Source organism: Geodermatophilus sp. SYSU D01176, assembly GCF_054050015.1.
Map to the genome: position 1 here is coordinate 68,151 of NZ_JBJGYN010000013.1, position 18,534 is coordinate 86,684.

The following is an 18,534-nucleotide window of genomic DNA, read 5'->3' on the forward strand; positions in this document are numbered from 1 at the left end:
CGACGTGCACGCGCCGGACCAGCCGCGGCGGGGCGGCGGAGGGGGCCGGGGCGGCGGGCACGGGTGAATCTCTACCATGTCGGTCGGGTTTGACGACAATTCGCCCGGCGTGTCAGGGTCCCGGCGGTCCAGCCCGGGCCTGCGGGATGTGAGGAGGACCCCCATGCCGCGGTCAGCCGTCCACCAGCACCGTGCGCAGTTCGTGTGCGCCGTCGGCGCGGGTGGCCTCGTAGAACCAGCGAGCGCGCCCTCCGGGCAGCGGGACGACGTCCGCGTAGCGCAGCCCGTGCGGTGGGTGCGGGCTCTGCAGCAGCGGGCCGCCCGCCGCTGCGGTGAACCGGCCGTCGCCGCCGGCCGTCGCGAGCCCGGTGCGCTCCTCCCAGTTCTCCGCGGCCGCGGCGCGCCCGTCGTAGAGGGCCCAGGTGCGGTCGCCGTCCAGGACCACGGTGGCGAACCGGACGCCGCGGGCGTCCCAGCTCCCGGGCGTGCCGGCCAGCGCGGTGCCCTGCCAGGTCCAGTCGACGCCGTCGGCGCTGGTGGCGTGCTCGGTGGTCATCCGGTCGGTGGCGTCCGGGTCGTCGAGGGGGTGCACCGAGGCCCACAGGTGCCACTGCCGCCCGTCGTGCCGGACGACCGGGTCCTTGACCGCCGTCACGTCGCTGCCGGGGAGCACGGTCCGCGGCTCCGCGGTCGCCAGCCCCGCCACGTCGACGGCCTCGAGCAGGTCGACGCGCCAGTGCTTGGTGCCCGGCGTGGCGCAGCTGACGTAGAGCCGCCATCGTCCCTCGGGCGTGTGGGCCAGGGCCGGGCGCTCGAGCGACTCGGCGCCGAACCGCTCCTTGCCGACCGCGATCACCGGCGTGAAGCGGACGCCGTCGTCCGACCGCGACACGACGTTGGCGAACCCGCGGCCCTCACCGACCGGCCGGCGCAGCCGGGCGGCCAGCCACCACGTGCCGTCGACCAGCTGCACGGACGGGCCGCCGGCCCAGGAGCCCGGCCGTGGGTCCTCCGGTTCCAGCACCACCTCGGCGTCGGTCCAGAACCGGTCGGGGGCCGGTGGGCGGACCGGGGACGTCGGGACGGGGTGGCTGGGCACGCGGCGGCTCCACGGTCGACCGGAGGGGGCGCCGCCCAGTCTGCACACCACCGAGGAGGGCCCACCCCGTGACCGGACGCCTGCCCGAGTTCGTCATCGCCGGCGCGCCCAAGGCCGGGACGACGGCGCTGCACGCCGCCCTGGCCACCCACCCCGGCCTGTACCTCTCGCCGGTCAAGGAGCCGAAGCACTACCTCACCGACGGCCGGCCGCCGCCGCGGTCCCAGCAGCGTGGCCCCGGCGACGCGCACAGCGCCCGGGAGTGGATCTGGCGGCGAGAGGAGTACCTGGCGCTGTTCGCCGCCGCCCCGGAGGGCGTCGTCCGCGGCGAGAGCACGCCGTTCTACCTGTACGACCGCGCCGCCCAGGCGCGGCTGGCCGCGGACGTGCCCGACGTCAAGGTGATCGCCGTCGTCCGGGACCCGGTGGACCGGGCCTGGTCGAACTGGGTGCACCTGCGCGCCGACGGCCTGGAGCCCGAGACCGACTTCCGCACCGCCGTCCGGCGAGAGGAGCGGCGGGTCGCCGACGGCTGGGCGCCGTTCTGGCACTACCGGGGCCTGGGCCGCTACGGCGAGCAGCTGCGGGACCTGTACCGGCACGTGCCCTCCGACCGGGTGCTGCTGCTGCGCTACCGCCAGGTGGTCGACCACCCTCGGGAGACCCTCGACCGGGTCAGCGCCTTCCTCGGCGTGGCGCCCGGCGTCGCGCACGCCGTCCCGCCGGAGAACGTGAAGCCGTACGTCGCCGACACCGCCCGCTACCGCGCGCTGTCCCGGGCCGTCCGCGCCGGCGCGGCGCTCGGCGCGTACGCCCCGCCGCGGGTGTGGCGCCAGGTCAGCCGACCGCTGGTCGCCGCGCTGCACGCCGGGCGGGCCCCGCGGCCGTCGGTGCCGGTCGAGGTGCGCCGCGAGGTGCTCGAGCCGCTGCTGCCCGACATCGAGCTGCTGGAGGAGCTGACCGGTGAGTCCTTCGCCGACTGGAAGGGCGACACCGGGCGCGGCGACTTCCGGTCCCGCTCGACCGGCAGCGCGACTTCCTGACCGTGCTGGCTGGACACGGCCACTGCAACCATGGTTGCATCGGCGCGTGGACGGGACCGGGGAGTGGGTGCTGCTGTCCTACCGGTTGCCGCGCGAGCCCTCGGGTCCGCGGACGACGCTGTGGCGGCGGCTGCGTCGGCTGGGGGTGGCCCAGCTGGCCGACGGCCTGGTGGCGCTGCCGGCGGACGCCCGCACCCGCGAGTCGCTGGAGTGGATGGCCGACGACGTCCTCGCGGCCGGCGGCACGGCCGGGCTGTGGGTGGCCCGACCGGCCGGCGCCGCGCAGGAGCGCGAGCTCGCCACCGGGATGGCCGCCGCCCGGGCCGCGGAGTACCGGGCACTGGCCGGGGAGTGCCGCGCGGCGACCGCGACGGAGCCGGCCGAGCGCAGCCGGGCACTGCGCCGGCTGCGCACCGAGTTCCGCGCGATCGGCCGGCGCGACTTCTTCCCGCCGCCCGAGCGCGAGGACGCTGCCCGGGCGCTGAGGGCGTTGACCGAGGCCGCCACGACCGAGCAGGTGGCCCGGTGAGGTGGGCGACCCGGGCCGGCGTGCACATCGACCGGGCCGCTTGCGCCTGGCTCATCCGCCGCTTCCTCGACCCGGAGGCGGAGTTCGTCTTCGTCGCCGACCCGGCCGGCGTCCCCGCGGACGCGACCCCGTTCGACATGCGCGGTGTCGAGCTCGGCCACTCGGGCGGGGACTGCAGCTTCGAGACGATCCTGCGGCGCTACCAGCTGACCGACCCGGTGCTCTGGCGGATCGGCGAGGCGGTGCACGAGGCCGACCTCGACGACGGGCGCTTCGACGCGCCGGAGGCCCCCGGCCTGGACGTCCTGCTGCGGGGTCTGTCCATGACCGGCACCGACGAGCAGACCCTGGCCGTCTCCGGTGCGCTGTTCGACGGGCTCTACGAGTACCACCGCCGCCGCCTGCTGCTCGGCCGCGAGCCGGCCTGACCCTTCCGAGGACCCCCATGGACGTGAACGGCCCCGCCCGGCCTCAGCAGCAGACGGTCGTCCCGTTCCGCACCGCGGTGCGGGCGTGGTTCCTCATCTCGCTGCAGACCTTCGGCGGCCCGGCCGGGCAGATCGCGGTCATGCAGCGCACGCTCGTCGACGAGCACCGCTGGATCGGCCAGCGCCGGTTCCTGCACGCGATGAACTACTGCATGCTGCTGCCGGGACCCGAGGCCCAGCAGCTGGCCACCTACGTCGGCTGGCTGCTGCACGGGACCCGGGGCGGGCTGGTCGCCGGCGGCCTGTTCGTGCTGCCGGGCCTGCTCGCGCTGCTGGTGCTCTCGGCGGTGTACGTCGGGTTCGGGAACACCACCGCCGTCCTCGCGGTGTTCGCGGGGCTCGCCCCGGCCGTGCTGGCGGTCGTCGCCCAGGCCGTGCAGCGGGTCGCGAAGCGGGCGCTGGACAACCGGGCGCTGGTCGCGATCGCGGTCGCCGCGTTCCTCGCCCTGGCGCTGTTCGGGGTGCCGTTCCCGGTCGTGGTCGCCCTGGCCGGTCTCACCGGCTGGGCACTGGGCCGCTGGCGGCCGGCCGCGCTGCCGCGGGGGCGCGCGGGGGAGGCCGCCGACGACGGCCCTCCGCCGGTGGTCAGCGACGACGTCCTGCACGCCGAGCCGCCCACGACGCGCCGCACGCTGCGGGTGCTCGCCGTCGGCCTGCTGGCCTGGGGCACGCCGGTGGCCGCGGTCGCGCTGCTGACCGGCGCAGGCAGCGTCTTCACCCAGCAGGGGCTCTTCTTCTCCGGCGCCGCGGTGGTCACCTTCGGCGGCGCCTACGCGGTGCTCGCCTACGTGGCCCAGCAGGCGGTGGAGGTCTACGGCTGGCTGGGTCCGCGGGAGATGGTGCGCGGGCTCGCGCTGGCCGAGACCACGCCGGGGCCGCTGATCATGGTGGTGCAGTTCGTCGCCTTCGTCGGCGCGTACCGCGACCCGGGCGCGCTGGACCCGTGGGCCGCCGCCGTCCTCGCCTCGCTGCTCGTCGTCTGGGTGACCTTCGTGCCGAGCTTCCTGTTCGTGCTGCTCGGCGCCCCGTACATGGAGCGGCTGCGCGGCAACCGGTCGCTGTCGGCGGCGCTCACCGGGATCACCGCCGCGGTGGTCGGCGTGATCGCGAACCTCGGCGTGTACTTCGCCGTCCACACGCTGTTCTCCGAGACGGTCGACGTCGACCGCGGGCCGCTGCACCTGGAGCTGCCCGACCTCGGCACGCTGCGTCCGGTGCCGCTGGCGATCGCCGTCGTCGCGGCCGTGCTGCTGTTCCGGCTGCGCTGGCCGGTGCTGCGGACCCTCGGGGTGTGCGCCCTGCTGGGGCTGGCGGCGGGGCTGGCCGGGCTGCCCGTCATCTGAGGGAGGACCCCCTGCCCCCCGCCACTCGCGAGCTCGTGGCGGGACCCTGCAGGGGACCAGCGGGACGACAGGGCTGCGCCCCGATGAGTCCGGGCCCCGGCGGCGGTCGGAGGGGCATGACCACCACCCCGCGACCGCAGCGCTCCGGTCCGCTGGACACCGCGTTCACCGCGCCCCTGGTCCGCAGCTCCGCGCCCGGCGGCTGGACCTACGTGCAGATGCCCGGCTCCGCGGAGTTCTTCGGGACCCGCGGGCTGGTCAGGGTGCGCGGCACGATCGACGGCCACCCGTTCCGCAGTTCCTTCATGGCCCTGGGCGACGGCACGCACAAGCTGCCGGTGACCGCCGAGATCCGGCAGGCGATCGGCAAGGAGGCCGGCGAGACGGTCGCCGTGCACCTGGAGTAGCGCCTCGGCTGACCCGCCGGGTCCCGGGGGTCGCCGGACCGCTGGCGTACATTCCCTGCGTCAACGCCACTTGCGACGACCGGAGGCGTGGGGACGACGTGAGGGATGGCGCAGGGCCCTCGGCGCTCGTCCCGGAGCGGCAGACCGCGCCCGGGGCGCCCGCCGTGGCCGTCTTCGACGGCGACTGGACGCTGGAGTCGGTCGACCAGGCGACCGCCGACCTGCTCGGCCGCCGGCTCGAGGAGCTGGCCGGCCGCAACATCTGGATCGCGCTGCCGGAGCTCGCCGGCACGATCTTCCACAGCTTCCTGCTGCACGCCCGCAGCGTCGACGACCGGGTGACCTGGCGGGGCTACTACCCGCCGGCGGGCTCCTGGCTCGACGCCACCGCGCACCGCGCCGGCGACCGGTTGCACGTCTCGCTGCGGCGCAGCACCGGCCCGGTGCCCGAGGGCCCGGTCGACCTGCCCAGCGGCGCGGCGGAGGACGACCGGCTCCGCTTCCTCGCCGAGGTCAGCGAGTCGATGGTCAGCACCCTGGACCCGCGGGAGTCGGTGGCCACGCTGGTCGACCTCGTCGTCCCCCGGTTGTGCGACTGGGCGGTCGTCACCGTGCTCGGGGACGACGGCGCCCCCGCCGACGAGGGGTGGGCGCACCGCGATCCCGCCCGCGCGGCCGACCTCGAGCTCTACCTGAGGCTGCGGACCCGCACCGCTGCCGAGGACAACCCGATGGTGACGGCGCTGCTCACCGGCGAGCCGATCCACCTCCCGGTGATCGACCCGGCGATCATCGAGCCGTCGTTCGGCGGCAGCGAGGAGGTCAGGGCGGCCTGGGAGCGGCTGGACGTCAGCTCGCTCACCGTCGTCCCGCTGCGGGCGCGGGCGGAGACCTTCGGCGTCCTCGGCCTGGTCAACGACTCGGCGCGGCCACCGCACAGCGAGATGGAGATCGCCACGGCGGTGGAGGTGGCCCGCCGCGCCTCGCTGGCCATCGACAACGCCCGGCTCTACGGCCGCCAGCTCGCCGTCGCCGAGACCCTCCAGCGCAGCATGCTCACCCCGCCGCCGCAGCCCGACGACCTGGATATCGCCGTCCGCTACCTGCCGGCGTCCAGCACGCTGCACGTGGGCGGCGACTGGTACGACGCCTTCCAGCAGCCCGGCGGCGCGACGCTGCTGGTGATCGGCGACGTCGTCGGGCACAACGTGGACGCCGCGGCGGCGATGGGCCAGGTGCGCAGCATCCTGCGGGGCATCGCCTTCGACCGGCAGGAGGAGCCGGCGCGGGTGCTCACCCGGGTCGACGCGGCGCTCACCGGCCTACGGATCGGCACCCTGGCCACCGCGTTGATCGCCCGCCTCGAGCAGCCGCCCGAGCTGGCCGGCAGCGGCCGGCGGGTGCTGCGCTGGTCCTCGGCCGGGCACCTGCCGCCGCTGCTGCTGGGCGGCGACGGCCGGGTGGAGCTCCTGGAGGCGGAGCCGCAGACGCTGCTGGGCGCGGAGTCGACCCGGCCCCGGACCGATGCCGTGGCCGAGGTGCGCGCCGGCGACACGCTGCTCTTCTACACCGACGGGCTGGTCGAGCAGGGCCGCACCGGGATCGACGAGGGCACCGGCCGGCTGGTCCACGCGGTCCGCGAGGTGGGCGCGATCCCGGTGGACCAGCTGTGCGACGCGCTGATCGAGCGGATCGTCGGGAGCCGCCCGGAGGACGACGTCGCGGTCGTCGCCGTCCGCTGCCATCCGCAGCGCGACGCCGCGCGGGACGCCTGACCCGCGCGTCCCGCCCCATCGCCGGCTGCTGAGGGTGCGGACGAGGTGGCACCGCGTCACGATGGGTGCGCGGGCACCGGGGCCTCCGGCCGGGTGTGCACCCACCGGGACGAGGAGGCGACCGTGATCGGACGACCGACGGCCGGGAGGGTGCCGGGGCGGGGCCGCACCGGCGTCCCGGTCCCGGCACCCACCACCGGCCGCTCCGTGGTGGTCTTCGCCGACCCCGACGAGGACGCGGCGGCCGTGCTGCGTCGGCTGGCCGGCGTCAGCGACGTCGCCGACTCCCGGGACGTCGAGCCGGGGGACGCCGACGCGCGGGCGCTGCGGCAGGCGGAGGCGGTCGTCTTCCCGGGTCTCGGTCTGGCCGTGGTCGCCGTCGACCCGCGGCGGCTGGCGGGGGACCGGTCGGTGCTGGCCGTGACGCCGGAACTGGTCCACCACGTGCTGCCGGAGGTCCCCGAGGGCTACCTGGCCGGGTACCGGGACGCCGTCGACGACCTCGCCGGCCGGCTGCTGGGGATGACCGGGGACGCGACCGAGCCGAGTGCCCCGCCGTACGCCGACACCCGGCAGTACACCTGGGGCCTGCAGGCCACCGAGGTCGTCGCCTCCCCGCGCACCGGCCGCGGGATCCGGGTCGCCGTCCTGGACACCGGCTTCGACCTCGGGCACCCGGACTTCACCGGACGGGCGGTCACCGCGACCTCGTTCGTCCCCGGCGAGTCCGCCCAGGACGGGCACGGGCACGGCACGCACTGCGTGGGCACCGCCTGCGGCCCGCGCGCCCCCGAGGGGACCCGCGGCTACGGGGTCGCCTCCGACGCGGAGGTCCTCGTCGCGAAGGTGCTCAGCGACGAGGGCTCGGGCACCGACGCCGAGATCCTCGCCGGCATCGCGTGGGCCGTGCGCAACGGCTGCCAGGTCGTCTCGATGTCGCTGGGTGCCGACACCCCCGAGCCGAGCCCCGCCTACACCGCGGCCGGCCGCCGCGCCCTGGGCCAGGGGTCGCTCATCGTGGCGGCGGCGGGCAACAACGCCGACCGGCACGCGGGGGACGTCGGCTTCGTCGGCGTGCCGGCCAACAGCCCGGACGTCCTGGCCGTCGGCGCGCTGGACCCCGCCCTCGCCGTCGCCCGGTTCTCCGCCCGCAGCACCGCCCTCCCGGGCGGGCAGGTCGACCTGGCCGCGCCCGGGGTGGACGTCTTCTCGTCCTGGCCGGTGCCCACCGCTACGACACGATCAGCGGGACGAGCATGGCCACGCCGCACGTCGCCGGGCTGGCCGCGCTGTGGGCGGAGGAGACCGGGCTGCGGGGCCGGGAGCTGTGGCAGACGCTGACCCGGGCGAGCCGGCGGCTGACCGCGCCGTCGGCCGACGTCGGCTCGGGGATCCCGCTCGCACCGCAGTGACGACCCGCCCCGGATCGCCGTCCGGGGCTACGGTGCCGGGGTGACCGCCGTGATCGTCACCGTCGACGACGCCCACCTCGCCCGGATGAGCGCGGTCGCCCAGACGCTGCGCGAGCAGGGCCTGCAGGTGGACCAGGTGCTCGACGAGGTCGGCGTGATCTCCGGGCAGCTGCCCGCCGGGCGGCCGCTGGCCACGCTGCAGGTCGACGGCGTGGCCGCGGTGGAGGAGGCACGTCGCGTCCGGCTGCCGCCCCCCGACGCGCCGGTCCAGTAGCGGCGGCGACACCCGACGTCCCGATCGCGCTTGTCGCAGGCGGCGGGCGCCGCCAGAGTGGGGGGCGTGCACCGCCTGGGTTCCGGATCCGAGCCGCCGAGCGGTTCCTTCCGGGTGGTGCAGGAGGACGCCGGCCCGGTGCTGCACCTGCTCGGCGACGTGGACGAGCCCCTGGTGCAGAGCATGCGCGCGGCGGGGCTGGACGAGCGGGACCTGGTCGCGGTCCACGTCGCCTCGGTCGGCTACATCGACTCGACCGGGTTGTCGCTGCTCGTCCGCTGGGCGCAGTCCGCGGCCCGGGACGGCCGGCCGGCGGTGCTGCGGGCCGCCTCGCCGCGCTTCCGCAAGGTGCTCGACCTCGCCGGCATCTCGGTGCTCTTCGCCCACGAGGACGACGGCCGCGCCTGACGGGCGGCGGCACGTCCAGGGCACGCACCGCCGGGATCCGGGCGGGTGGGGGGCCTCCGGACGTGTCGCGTCGTCGTCATGTCGTCATGACGTATCGTCGGACGCTCCGCCACGACCTGAGGAGCTGCCCGGTGCGCATCGGGATCCTGACCGGCGGGGGCGACTGCCCCGGCCTCAACGCCGTCATCCGCTCGGTCGTCCGCACCGCGACGACCCAGTACGGCAGCTCGGTGATCGGGTTCCGCGACGGCTGGCGCGGCCTGCTCGAGGACCGGACGACGCCGCTGGACGTCCCCGCCGTCGACGGCCTGCTCACCCGCGGCGGGACGACGCTGGGCTCGGCCCGGGTGGCACCGGAGAAGCTGCACGCCGGCCTCGCCGACATGACGGCCGTGCTGGCCGCGCACGGGGTCGACGTGCTCATCCCGATCGGCGGCGAGGGCACGCTCACCGCGGCGCACCTGCTGTCGGAGGCCGGCGTCCCGGTGGTCGGGATCCCCAAGACCATCGACAACGACATCGACTGCACCGACCTGACCTTCGGCTTCGACACCGCGGTCAGCATCGCCACGGACATGATCGACCGGCTGCACACCACCGCCGAGTCGCACCAGCGGGTGCTGTTGGTGGAGGTCATGGGCCGGCACGCGGGGTGGATCGCGCTGCACGCGGGCCTGGCCGCCGGCGCCCACCTCACGCTGGTGCCCGAGGAGCCGTTCGACGTCGCCGAGGTGGCGAAGATCGTCGAGGACCGCTTCACCCGCGGCGACTCGCACGTGATCGGCGTGGTCGCCGAGGGCGCCCAGCCGATCCCCGGCACGATGCTGGTCCGCGACGGCGGCGTGGACGAGTACGGCCACAAGCGGTTCACCGGCGTCGCGCAGCAGCTCGGCGAGGAGCTGGAGGCGCGCACCGGCAAGGAGGTGCGCACCACCGTCCTCGGTCACGTGCAGCGCGGCGGCACCCCGACGTCCTTCGACCGGGTGCTGGCCACCCGCTTCGGCCTGCACGCCACCATCGCGGCGCACGAGGGCCGGGTGGGTCGGATGGTGTCGCTGCGGGGCACGGAGATCGAGCTGGTGCCGCTGGCCGACGCCGTCGCCCGGCTGAAGACGGTGACGCCCCGCCGGCTGGCGGAGACCCTCGCCTTCACCGGTTGACGGCCCCCTCCCAGGGGCCCGCCGCGAGGAACGAGTGGTGGGGAGGGAGGGGGTCCTCACCGGTAGCAGTACGAATCCGAGGACGCGTCCCCGCCCTGCAGCCGCACCTGGTGCGGCCGCAGGCCCCGCCAGTCGGAGCCGCTCGGGAAGAACCGCTCGTCGAGGGTGAGCCCGCCGGCCTGCGGATCGGTGTCGATCTTCGCCATCCAGGAGCCGCACCCGTCGGGGAAGAACTGGTCGTCCCAGGCGCCGTACAGCGAGTTGGTGACGTAGATCCGCCGCCCGTCGCGGCTGACCTCCACCATCTGCGGGCCGCCGGCCAGCGGCTCGCCCGGCGCCGCGGGGTGCGCGGTCCTCCGGACGATGCCGCCGAGGTGCACCGAGCCCACCTCCCGCGGCGCCGACGGGTCGGAGACGTCGTACTGCTTGAGCTCACCGATGCCCCAGCAGGACACGTAGAGCATCCGGTCGTCGACCGACAGGTCGATGTCGGTGACCAGCGGGGGCACCGCCGAGAAGGGCTTGAGCGCCGGGGGCAGGTCGTCCGGGTCGGCGGGCTCGGCGGGGATCGTGATGACCTTCTCCGCCGTCCACTCCTCGCCGTCGCGGGACCAGCGCCACACCGACGCCGAGAGGTCGGCGGTGGAGACGACGACCCCGACGAAGCCCCAGGTGGCGTCCGGGTCGTGGGACGGCCGCAGCTCGAGCACCATCTGGTGCTCCACCCCGAGGTCGACCGTCTGCCGGTGCCGGCCCTCGGCGAGGTCCCAGAAGTGCAGGGCGTGGCCGTACTTCCCGCCGAGCAGCAGCTCGGGGACCAGCCCGTCCTCGACCATCGCCGGGGTGCCCCACTCGCTGGAGACGAGCGTGTTCTGGTTGAGGTGCCACCAGGCGTCGTAGGCCAGGTACTGCGGGCCGCGGTCGGTCTCCCACGCCCGCAGGACGTCGAAGGTGCTGTGGTCCAGCAGCGCGATCCCGCCGGGCCCGTCGCCGTCGCTGGTCCCGCCGAGGCAGGTGAGGAAGACGCCGTCCGGCCCGCAGTGCAGCGTGTGCGGCCGCGAGTAGCCCGCCTTCTCGGCCAGCTCCCGGGCCTCGATGGTCTTGTGCAGCCGCGGCGAGCGCGGGTCGGGCTGGGTGTCGTAGACGTGGACGTTCGAGCTGCGCAGGCCCGGCAGGAGCAGGTAGCGGCGCTGCAGGCCGTCGTGCCCCATGTCGTGGCCCTCGTGCTTGAGCGCGCTGGAGCAGGCGTTCCAGCCGAAGTGGTGGAGCTCGTCGCCGACGGTGGGCAGCTCCGCCCAGCCGACCAGTTGGCCGTAGGTGGGGGAGTCCGGGTCGGTGTCGACGACGGTGAGCGCGTCGGGCTTCTGTCCGGCGCGGTCGAAGGCGACCACGTAGGCCAGCTGCTCGGTCGGCGCGGCGATCGCCTCGGCCGCGCTGCGGTAGAAGGTCGGGTCCATCCGCGTCGGGGTGCTCATGCCGTGGCCTCCAGGACTGGGGAGGACCCGACCCTCCCGCGCCCGGCCGCGTCGGGGAAGACGCTGCTGGTCAGCCGTCGGCGCGTCGCTGCGGACGGCGGTTCCACCACCCACACCGCCGCTGCCGGGACCGGGCGTCCCGGGGGGTCGCGGCGCCGGTCAGCGCAGCGCGGGGGCGACGGCGGCCTGCCGCCGCCGGCGGTGGGCGGCCATGCGCACCGGCGCGTCGGCGGTGCCGTAGCCGTCGTAGCCGCCGAGGCGCTGCACCACCTCGAAGAACACCCGGTCACCGAGCAGCTCGGTGGCCACGTGCAGGTAGCCGCCCGCGGCGTCCTCCTCGTACATGAGGCCGTGCTCGCGGACCGCGGCGAGCACGTCGGCGGGCAGGTCGAAGCGGGCCTCGAGGTCGTCGGCGTAGTTGGCCGGGAGCGGCAGCAGGGGCGCCCCGGCGTCCCGCAGGACCCGGGCGGTGGCGACCAGGTCGTCGGTGGCCAGCGCGACGTACTGCGGTTCGGGCACGCCCGGCGCCCAGCCGCCGCGGCGCAGCGTCGCCGCCGACAGCGCCAGCCGCACCGACCGGTCGGGGTCGGTGACCGCGCGGGTGCGCACCAGCCCGAACGGCGCGGCCAGCTCGGTGACCTCCTGCGGCTCGAGTCCCAGCACCGCCCGGTAGAACAGCCCGGCCTCGTCGAAGGAGTCGAACGGCTGGGTCAGGCCCACGTGGTCCACGCCGGTGACCCCGACACCCGGCCCGGCCTGCTGCCCGGTGGGCAGGAAGTCGGCGGGCCAGCCCTCGGGCACCGTGCGGGTGAAGAAGACCTGCGTGCCGTCGGGTGCGGCCACGGCCGACAGCTCGGCCTCCGCCGCGCCGCGGGTGCGGGGGAGGACCGGCGCGCTCATCGCCTCCGCGCGCTCGGCCGAGCGGCCGGGGTCGGCGCTCTCCAGCCCGAGCGCGGCGACCGAGGCGACGCCGGTGGCAGCAGGGCGGACGACCGAGGCGTTCAGCAGGACCCGCGCGCGGCCCTGCTCCCACAGCTGCACCGGCTTGGAGCGGTGCTGGCCGGTGTGGGTGAAACCGAGCGCGGCGAGCAGCTCGGCCGCCCGCGGCCCGGAGATCCCGTCGACGCCGAGCTCGGTGAAGGACCAGCCCGACAGCGGCGGCGCGGCCGGGGGCGGGGTCAGGCCGGACGCCGGGTCGCGCAGCGCGAGCGCCTCCTCCAGCCACTGCAGCGAGCGCATCGCGTCGACCGCCGTCCGGGTGGGGTCGGCCTGCCGGTACACGTCGTTGAAGACCTCCAGCGACAGCGGCCCGGCGTAGCCGGTGGCGAGCACGGCGGCGAGGAAACCGGACAGGTCGAAGGCGCCCTGGCCGGGGAAGAGGCGGTGGTGGCGGCTCCACTGCAGCACGTCCATCGCCAGCCGCGGCGCGTCGGCCAGCTGCAGGAAGAAGAGCTTCTCCCCGGGGACGGCGGCGAAGCCGGCCGGGTCCCCGCCGCGGGAGAGCACGTGGAAGCTGTCCAGGCACAGCCCGAGCGCGGGGGAGTCCGCGCGGCGGACGGCGTCCCACGACCGCTCCCACGTCGAGACGTGCCGGCCCCACGCCAGCGCCTCGTAGGCGATCCGCAGGCCGCGCTCGCCGGCGCGGGCGGCGGCCGCGGCCAGCTGCTCGGCCAGCCGGTCGACGTCCTCCACGGCGTCCGGCGCGACCGAGGAGCAGACCAGCACGGTGTCGACGCCGAGCGCGGCCATGACGTCGAACTTGTGCTCGGCGCGGCGCAGGTTGCGGGCGGCGCGGTCGGGGTCGGTGGAGTCCAGGTCCCGGAAGGGCTGGTAGAGGTCGATCGACAGGCCGAGGTCGGCGCAGCGGGCGGCCAGCTCGGCCGGGGACCAGGGCGAGGCGACCAGGTCCGGCTCGAAGACCTCGATGCTGTCGAACCCGGCGGCGGCCGCCGCGGCGATCTTGTCCTCGAGGGTGCCGGAGAGGCAGACGGTGGCGATCGCCCGCCGCGGCCGGGACGGGGTCCTTGCTTCAGTCGACACGGGCGTCGCTGACCAGCGTGGTGAAGTGGGCCAGCATCCGCCCGGCGTCGGGCTCGACGCCGGTGAACAGGCGGAAGGCGTCCACGGCCTGGAACACCGCCATGCCGCCGCCGTCGAGCACCCGGCAGCCCAGCTCCCGGGCGGCGCGGACCAGCGCGGTCTCCAGCGGCCGGTAGACGATGTCGGCCACCCACAGGTCGGGCCGCAGCAGGCCGGCGTCCAGCGGCAGGCCCGGGTGGGCGGCCATGCCGGTCGGGGTGGCGTGCACCAGCCCGTCGGCACGCGCCACCGCGGCCGGCAGCGCACCGAGGTCGCCGCCCTCGGTGCGGTCGGCACCGAAGCGCCCGCCCAGCGATGCGGCCAGCTCGCCGGCCCGCCTGCCGTCGACGTCGAGGACGGTCAGCCGGCCGGTGCCCAGGGTGAGCAGCGCGTGCGCGACCGCGGCTCCGGCGCCGCCGGCGCCGAGCAGCACGACCCGGTGCAGCGGGGCCTCGGGCAGGCCGCGGTCGAAGGCCCGCGCGAAGCCGGACCAGTCGGTGTTGTGCCCGACCGCGCGGCCGTCGCGGAGGACGACGGTGTTCACCGCCCCGAGGGCCGCGGCGTCGGGGGAGAGCTCGTCGAGGTGCTCGAGCACCAGCTGTTTGCAGGGGTGGGTGACGTTGAGCCCGTCGTACCCGGCCAGCCGGGCGGCGGCGAGGATCTCGCCGATCGCCGACGCCGGGAGCTGCAGCCGGTCGAGGTCCAGCCGCCGGTAGAGGTAGCGCAGGCCCAGCTCGTCGGCCTCGCGCTCGTGCAGCGGTGGGGTCAGCGAGGGGCCGATGCCGCTGCCGACCAGACCGACCAGGTAGCCCTGCGCGCTGTCCGACACGGACCGCCTCCCCTTTATGTACCAGTTGGTGAGTTGTCGTGAAGGAGACCACACCCGGCGGATCGGCGCCACCCTCCGGTCGAGATCCGCAAGGGGCCGCCGCGGAGGTGCTTGTGATCTGCACCACACCAATGTACGAACTGGTTACATCAGCCAGATCTGTCGCTAGTGTCCGTCCTCGTCGGTGTCCCCGGTCACAGTCGGCCGTAGCCGGCCCGGAGCAGCACCCGCCCCAGCACCGCCGTCCCCGCGCCCCCCGGCGCTCTCCCCGTCCATCCCAGGAGGACCGATGCGCGACTCCGTGGTCGAACCCCCCGGCTCGCACGAGCCCAGCGAGTTCAAGAAGACGCCGAAGAAGGCCGCAGCCAGCGGCTGGATGGGCAGCGCGCTGGAGTACTACGACTTCTTCATCTACGCCCAGGCCGCCGCCCTGGTGTTCCCGACGATCTTCTTCGCGGAATCCGACCCGCAGATCGGCATCATCATCTCGCTGGCCACCTTCGGGGTGGGCTACGTGGCCCGGCCGATCGGCGCGTTCGTCCTCGGCCACTGGGGGGACACCCACGGGCGCAAGAACGTGCTGGTCCTGTGCATGCTGCTGATGGGCGTCTCCACGTTCCTGGTGGCGCTGCTGCCCACCTACCAGCAGGTGGGCATCCTGGCCCCGGCGCTGCTCGTGGCGCTGCGGCTGATCCAGGGCTTCGCCGTCGGCGGCGAGATCTCCGGCGCCAGCGCGATGATCGTCGAGCACGCGCCGTTCGGCCGGCGTGGCTACTACGCCAGCTACACCCTGCAGGGCGTGCAGGCCGGGCAGATCCTCGCCGCCGCGGTGTTCCTGCCGCTGGCCGCCGTGCTCCCCGAGGACCAGTTCGAGTCGTGGGGTTGGCGCATCCCGTTCCTGCTGTCCGCCCTCGTGGTCGTCGCCGGCTACGTCATCCGGCGCCGCGTCGACGAGACCCCCGTCTTCCAGGAGGAGGCCGCGCACGGCGAGGTGCCCAAGGCCCCGATCGTCCAGGCGGTCCGGGAGAGCGGCAGCGACATGCTCCGCGTGGTCTGCATGGCGCTGATGAACGCCGTCCCCGTGGCGACGACCGTGTTCGGCGCCACCTACGCCACCAACGAGACGTACGGCGTCGGCTTCGACACCGGCACCTACCTGTGGATCTCCGTGGTGGGCAACGCGGTCGCCGTGCTGCTGATCCCGTTCGTCGGGAACCTGTCCGACCGCATCGGCCGGCGGCCCTGCATCATCGTCGGCGCGCTCGGCTCGACGGCGCTGTCCTTCGCCTACCTGTACGCGATCAGCCAGGACAACGTGACGCTGGCCTTCGTCCTGGCGATCCTCATGTGGGGTGTGGTCTACCAGGGCTACAACGCGGTCTTCCCGGCCTTCTACCAGGAGCTGTTCCCGACCCGGACCCGCGTCACGGCCTTCGCGGTCTCGCAGAACCTGGGCACCATGATCACCGCGTTCCTGCCCACCCTGTACGCGATCGTCGCCCCGCCCGAGTCGAACGTGCCGCTCATCGTCGGCGGCATCACCTTCGGCATCGGGATCATCGCGGCCACGGCCGCCTGGTCGGCCCGGGAGACCCACCGGGTGCACATGGACGACCTGGGCCGCGACGACGCCCCGGTCGTGCCGCGCGAGGAGTACCAGCGCATCCGCGCCTCGCTCTGATCCCCGTACCCGTACCCGTACCCGCACCCGGTGGCCGGGCCGACTCCGAGTCGGCCCGGCCACCGGCCTCCTCCGAGGGACGGGCGCAGGCGTACCGGTCGACCCGCCCGGGACCGTCCTAGGCTCGGGGTCAGTCCACCGACGTGAAGAGGTCCGCAGCCGTGTCGTCCGCCGTCCAGCCGCTGCCCGACGAGCCCGTCCCCCCGGTCGGGCCCGTCCCGGAGCCCCCGCGGCAGCGCGACGCGGAGCGCACCCGCGCGGAGATCCTGGACGTGGCGACCAAGGAGTTCGCCGACCGGGGCTACGCCGGGGCGCGGGTCGACGAGATCGCCGCCAAGACCAGCACGACCAAGCGGATGATCTACTACTACTTCGGCGGCAAGGAGCAGCTCTACACCGCCGTCCTGGAGCGGTCCTACAGCCGGATCCGCGGCCTCGAGCAGCAGCTCGACGTCGAGCACCTCGACCCGGTCGAGGCCATCCGCGCGCTGGCCGGCCTGACCTTCGACCACCACGAGGCGCACCCGGACTTCATCCGGCTGGTCAGCATCGAGAACATCCACCGCGCCGAGCACATCGCCCGCTCCGAGCGGCTGTCCAACCTCAACACCCGAGCGCTGGACGTCCTCGGGCGCATCCTCGCCCGCGGCCGGGAGGCCGGCGTCTTCCGGGACGACGTGGAGGCGCTGGACGTGCACCAGGTGATCAGCGGCTTCTGCATCTACCGCACGGCCAACCGGTACACGTGGCGTGCCCTCTTCGGCCGGGACATGCTCGACCCCGAGCGGCGCGACCAGCAGCGCCGGATGCTCGGCGACCTCGTCGTCGCCTACCTCACCGCGCGCTGAGCCGGGTGCGGCCGGACTCCCCGCGCCTCCCACCGATGAGAACCGGCATCGGCGATCGTCTCCTTCACGACAGGCACGGCCGGGCAGACCGCCGCGGCCGGGACGATGAGCTGAGGAGCTGGCCAGTGGGCGCGATCAAGGTGCACGAGTTCACGACCGTCGACGGGGTGGTCGACGCCCCCATGTGGACGGTCGACTACGGGTTCCCCGAGGACCTGGCCGCGTCCATCGGTGCCCTGACGGGGTCGTCGTCGGGCATCCTGCTCGGCCGCCGCACCTTCGAGATGTTCGCGCCCGCCTGATCGACCCGGACGGCGGAGGACGACGAGGGCGCCCCGTTCTTCAACGACACCCGCAAGTACGTGGTCTCCTCCACCCTCGGCGACGCCGAGGCGGTGTGGTCGAACTCGACCGTGGTGGGGGGCTACGACGCCGGTCGCCTGCGCCGGCTCAAGGACGAGGCGGGCGGGGACCTGTACGTGAGCGGCAGCGCCACGCTGGTGCGCGCGATGCTCGCCGACGGCCTGGTCGACGAGCTGCACCTGTACGTGTACCCGGTGGCCGTCGGGACGGGCATCCGGTTGTTCCCCGACGGCGCGCCGCGGACGCCGCTGTCCCTGCTCGGTGTCGAGGCGCTGAGCAACGGGGTGGCGCACCTGACCTACGGTCCGACGTCCGCCGCGGGCTGACCGCCCCCTGCGCCCGAGGCTCCGCGCCGAGTGCGGCGAACTCGTGGTCGTCGGCGGTCGATGGCCACGAGTTCGCGGCACTCGACGGGCCGGCGGCCGGGGCCCGCAGTCAGTGCAGGAGCCGCTGCCAGTCGGCGGGTACCCGGCCGCGCGGGCCCGGCGCCGGCTGGTCCAGCGGGTGGTGGACCGGCGGTGCCAGCTCCGGGCCGGCGACGACCTGCTCGCGGGTGAAGTCCCAGAACCAGCTCTCGCCGGGCTCGAAGCTGCGGATCACCGGGTGGCCGGTCTCGGCCGCGTGCCCGCGGGCGTGCCGCGACGGCGAGGAGTCGCAGCAGCCGATGTGGCCGCAGGCGGCGCACCGGCGCAGGTGGAACCACCAGCCTCCGGTGGCGTCGCACTCGACGCAGCCGGTGCCGCTGGGGGGTACCGAGGGGTCGATCGCGACGGGAGCGTGCACGGCGGCCTCCGTTCTCCGGGGCTGCCCACGGTAGGGACGGCGCCCCGCTCCCGGAAGCCGTCGCGGGCGCGGCGGGGCACACTCGGTCCGGGGGACGGAGGTCAGCATGGGGACGGTCAGCCTCTCCGGGAGCGGGTTCGCCGCGGCGACGCAGGCCGCGGGCATCGTGCTGGTCGACTTCCGCGACGCGGGGTCGGGCTCGAGCCAGGCGTTCGCCGCGGTCTTCGACGCCGCCGCACTGCGCCACCCCGACCTGCGCTTCGCGACCGTCGACCTGCGCGCCGAGCCGGCACTGGCCGCCGCGGTCGGGGTGCAGCGGGCGCCGAGCCTCATGGTGTTCCGCGACGGCGTGCCGGTGTTCGCCGAGCCGGGCTGGCTGCCCGAGGACTCCGTCGAGCTGCTCATCGCCACCATCCGGGAGCTCGACATGGCCGCGGTCCGCGCGACCTTCCCCGAGCCGGTCCACCGGACCTGAGCCGCCCGCTGAGGCTGTCGCCGCGGCGACGGCGCGGGCTAGCGTGGTCGGCACCCGGCGACG

General features: G+C 75.2%; 20 protein-coding genes and 1 pseudogene. 16 read left to right on the forward strand and 5 right to left on the reverse strand.

The window, feature by feature from the left end; translation table 11 throughout:
• Positions 1–172: 172 nt before the first annotated feature.
• Positions 173–1,099: a hypothetical protein gene (locus ACI78Z_RS09710; RefSeq protein ID WP_457036325.1), complete on the reverse strand. Its 927-nt coding sequence runs from the start codon at positions 1,097–1,099 to the stop codon at positions 173–175.
• Positions 1,100–1,167: 68 nt separating this feature from the next.
• Between ACI78Z_RS09710 and ACI78Z_RS09715 the strand changes: the two genes are divergently transcribed.
• From ACI78Z_RS09715 to ACI78Z_RS09765, 11 genes are all read left to right on the forward strand, one after another.
• Entirely contained in the window at positions 1,168–2,142 is a 975-nt protein-coding gene (locus ACI78Z_RS09715; protein WP_457036326.1) for a sulfotransferase family protein, read from the forward strand.
• A 46-nt stretch (positions 2,143–2,188) separates the two neighbouring features.
• Positions 2,189–2,671 (forward strand): Chromate resistance protein ChrB, encoded by a 483-nt coding sequence (locus ACI78Z_RS09720; RefSeq protein WP_457036327.1) that lies wholly within the window; start codon positions 2,189–2,191, stop codon positions 2,669–2,671.
• The gene (locus ACI78Z_RS09725) at positions 2,668–3,099 is read left to right on the forward strand and encodes a chromate resistance protein ChrB domain-containing protein (RefSeq protein ID WP_457036328.1); all 432 of its coding nucleotides are present in this window, start codon (positions 2,668–2,670) and stop codon (positions 3,097–3,099) included. The genes ACI78Z_RS09720 and ACI78Z_RS09725 overlap by 4 nt, the downstream gene beginning before the upstream one ends.
• Before the next feature lie 17 nt (positions 3,100–3,116).
• The gene (gene chrA, locus ACI78Z_RS09730; protein ID WP_457036329.1) at positions 3,117–4,502 is read left to right on the forward strand and encodes a chromate efflux transporter; all 1,386 of its coding nucleotides are present in this window, start codon (positions 3,117–3,119) and stop codon (positions 4,500–4,502) included.
• A 116-nt stretch (positions 4,503–4,618) separates the two neighbouring features.
• A complete protein-coding gene (locus tag ACI78Z_RS09735) occupies positions 4,619–4,909 on the forward strand; it encodes a DUF1905 domain-containing protein (protein WP_457036330.1) in 291 nt (96 codons plus the stop codon).
• Between the two features lie 98 nt (positions 4,910–5,007).
• Entirely contained in the window at positions 5,008–6,684 is a 1,677-nt protein-coding gene (locus ACI78Z_RS09740; protein WP_457036331.1) for a PP2C family protein-serine/threonine phosphatase, read from the forward strand.
• 123 nt (positions 6,685–6,807) lie between these two features.
• The gene (locus ACI78Z_RS09745; RefSeq protein WP_457036332.1) at positions 6,808–8,025 is read left to right on the forward strand and encodes a S8 family serine peptidase; all 1,218 of its coding nucleotides are present in this window, start codon (positions 6,808–6,810) and stop codon (positions 8,023–8,025) included.
• The gene (locus tag ACI78Z_RS09750) at positions 7,965–8,096 is read left to right on the forward strand and encodes a hypothetical protein (protein ID WP_457036356.1); all 132 of its coding nucleotides are present in this window, start codon (positions 7,965–7,967) and stop codon (positions 8,094–8,096) included. The genes ACI78Z_RS09745 and ACI78Z_RS09750 overlap by 61 nt, the downstream gene beginning before the upstream one ends.
• 40 nt (positions 8,097–8,136) lie before the next feature.
• Complete coding sequence (locus ACI78Z_RS09755; protein ID WP_457036333.1) at positions 8,137–8,370, forward strand: hypothetical protein; 234 nt, start codon at positions 8,137–8,139, stop codon at positions 8,368–8,370.
• A 66-nt stretch (positions 8,371–8,436) separates the two neighbouring features.
• Positions 8,437–8,778, forward strand: coding sequence for an STAS domain-containing protein (locus ACI78Z_RS09760; RefSeq protein WP_457036334.1), 342 nt, complete (start codon positions 8,437–8,439; stop codon positions 8,776–8,778).
• Between the two features lie 131 nt (positions 8,779–8,909).
• On the forward strand, positions 8,910–9,938 hold the full coding sequence (locus ACI78Z_RS09765) for an ATP-dependent 6-phosphofructokinase (protein WP_457036335.1): 1,029 nt from the start codon (positions 8,910–8,912) through the stop codon (positions 9,936–9,938).
• 56 nt (positions 9,939–9,994) lie between these two features.
• Here ACI78Z_RS09765 and ACI78Z_RS09770 read toward each other — a convergent pair whose 3' ends face one another.
• The 3 genes from ACI78Z_RS09770 to ACI78Z_RS09780 all read right to left on the reverse strand — a co-directional run bounded on the left by ACI78Z_RS09770 (position 9,995) and on the right by ACI78Z_RS09780 (position 14,321).
• A complete protein-coding gene (locus ACI78Z_RS09770; RefSeq protein ID WP_457036336.1) occupies positions 9,995–11,413 on the reverse strand; it encodes a selenium-binding protein SBP56-related protein in 1,419 nt (472 codons plus the stop codon).
• A gap of 159 nt (positions 11,414–11,572) precedes the next feature.
• The gene (locus ACI78Z_RS09775; RefSeq protein WP_457036337.1) at positions 11,573–13,453 is read right to left on the reverse strand and encodes a bifunctional sugar phosphate isomerase/epimerase/4-hydroxyphenylpyruvate dioxygenase family protein; all 1,881 of its coding nucleotides are present in this window, start codon (positions 13,451–13,453) and stop codon (positions 11,573–11,575) included.
• Positions 13,443–14,321 (reverse strand): shikimate dehydrogenase, encoded by an 879-nt coding sequence (locus ACI78Z_RS09780; RefSeq protein WP_457036338.1) that lies wholly within the window; start codon positions 14,319–14,321, stop codon positions 13,443–13,445. The genes ACI78Z_RS09775 and ACI78Z_RS09780 overlap by 11 nt, the downstream gene beginning before the upstream one ends.
• 289 nt (positions 14,322–14,610) lie before the next feature.
• On the opposite strand from ACI78Z_RS09780, the gene ACI78Z_RS09785 reads away from it, so the two are divergent.
• From ACI78Z_RS09785 to ACI78Z_RS09800, 4 genes and pseudogenes are all read left to right on the forward strand, one after another.
• Positions 14,611–16,002: an MFS transporter gene (locus ACI78Z_RS09785; protein WP_457036339.1), complete on the forward strand. Its 1,392-nt coding sequence runs from the start codon at positions 14,611–14,613 to the stop codon at positions 16,000–16,002.
• 161 nt (positions 16,003–16,163) lie between these two features.
• On the forward strand, positions 16,164–16,850 hold the full coding sequence (locus ACI78Z_RS09790) for a TetR/AcrR family transcriptional regulator (RefSeq protein ID WP_457036340.1): 687 nt from the start codon (positions 16,164–16,166) through the stop codon (positions 16,848–16,850).
• A gap of 125 nt (positions 16,851–16,975) precedes the next feature.
• Positions 16,976–17,152 (forward strand): hypothetical protein, encoded by a 177-nt coding sequence (locus tag ACI78Z_RS09795; protein ID WP_457036341.1) that lies wholly within the window; start codon positions 16,976–16,978, stop codon positions 17,150–17,152.
• Positions 17,153–17,206: 54 nt separating this feature from the next.
• Positions 17,207–17,539: pseudogene (locus ACI78Z_RS09800) on the forward strand (dihydrofolate reductase family protein); the annotation flags it as partial.
• 109 nt (positions 17,540–17,648) lie between these two features.
• Here the strand turns inward: ACI78Z_RS09800 and ACI78Z_RS09805 are convergent.
• Entirely contained in the window at positions 17,649–17,996 is a 348-nt protein-coding gene (locus ACI78Z_RS09805) for a UBP-type zinc finger domain-containing protein (protein WP_457036342.1), read from the reverse strand.
• A gap of 106 nt (positions 17,997–18,102) precedes the next feature.
• Between ACI78Z_RS09805 and ACI78Z_RS09810 the strand changes: the two genes are divergently transcribed.
• Positions 18,103–18,471 (forward strand): thioredoxin family protein, encoded by a 369-nt coding sequence (locus tag ACI78Z_RS09810; RefSeq protein WP_457036343.1) that lies wholly within the window; start codon positions 18,103–18,105, stop codon positions 18,469–18,471.
• The last annotated feature ends 63 nt before the right edge of the window (positions 18,472–18,534 follow it).

Excerpts from the sequence above, each read along its gene's own strand:
- ACI78Z_RS09785 (WP_457036339.1), top strand. The coding sequence starts at position 14,611 with ATGCGCGACTCCGTGGTCGAACCCCCCGGCTCGCACGAGCCCAGCGAG.
- ACI78Z_RS09770 (WP_457036336.1), bottom strand. The coding sequence starts at position 11,413 with ATGAGCACCCCGACGCGGATGGACCCGACCTTCTACCGCAGCGCGGCC.
- ACI78Z_RS09810 (WP_457036343.1), top strand. The coding sequence starts at position 18,103 with ATGGGGACGGTCAGCCTCTCCGGGAGCGGGTTCGCCGCGGCGACGCAG.
- ACI78Z_RS09735 (WP_457036330.1), top strand. The coding sequence starts at position 4,619 with ATGACCACCACCCCGCGACCGCAGCGCTCCGGTCCGCTGGACACCGCG.
- chrA (WP_457036329.1), top strand. The coding sequence starts at position 3,117 with ATGGACGTGAACGGCCCCGCCCGGCCTCAGCAGCAGACGGTCGTCCCG.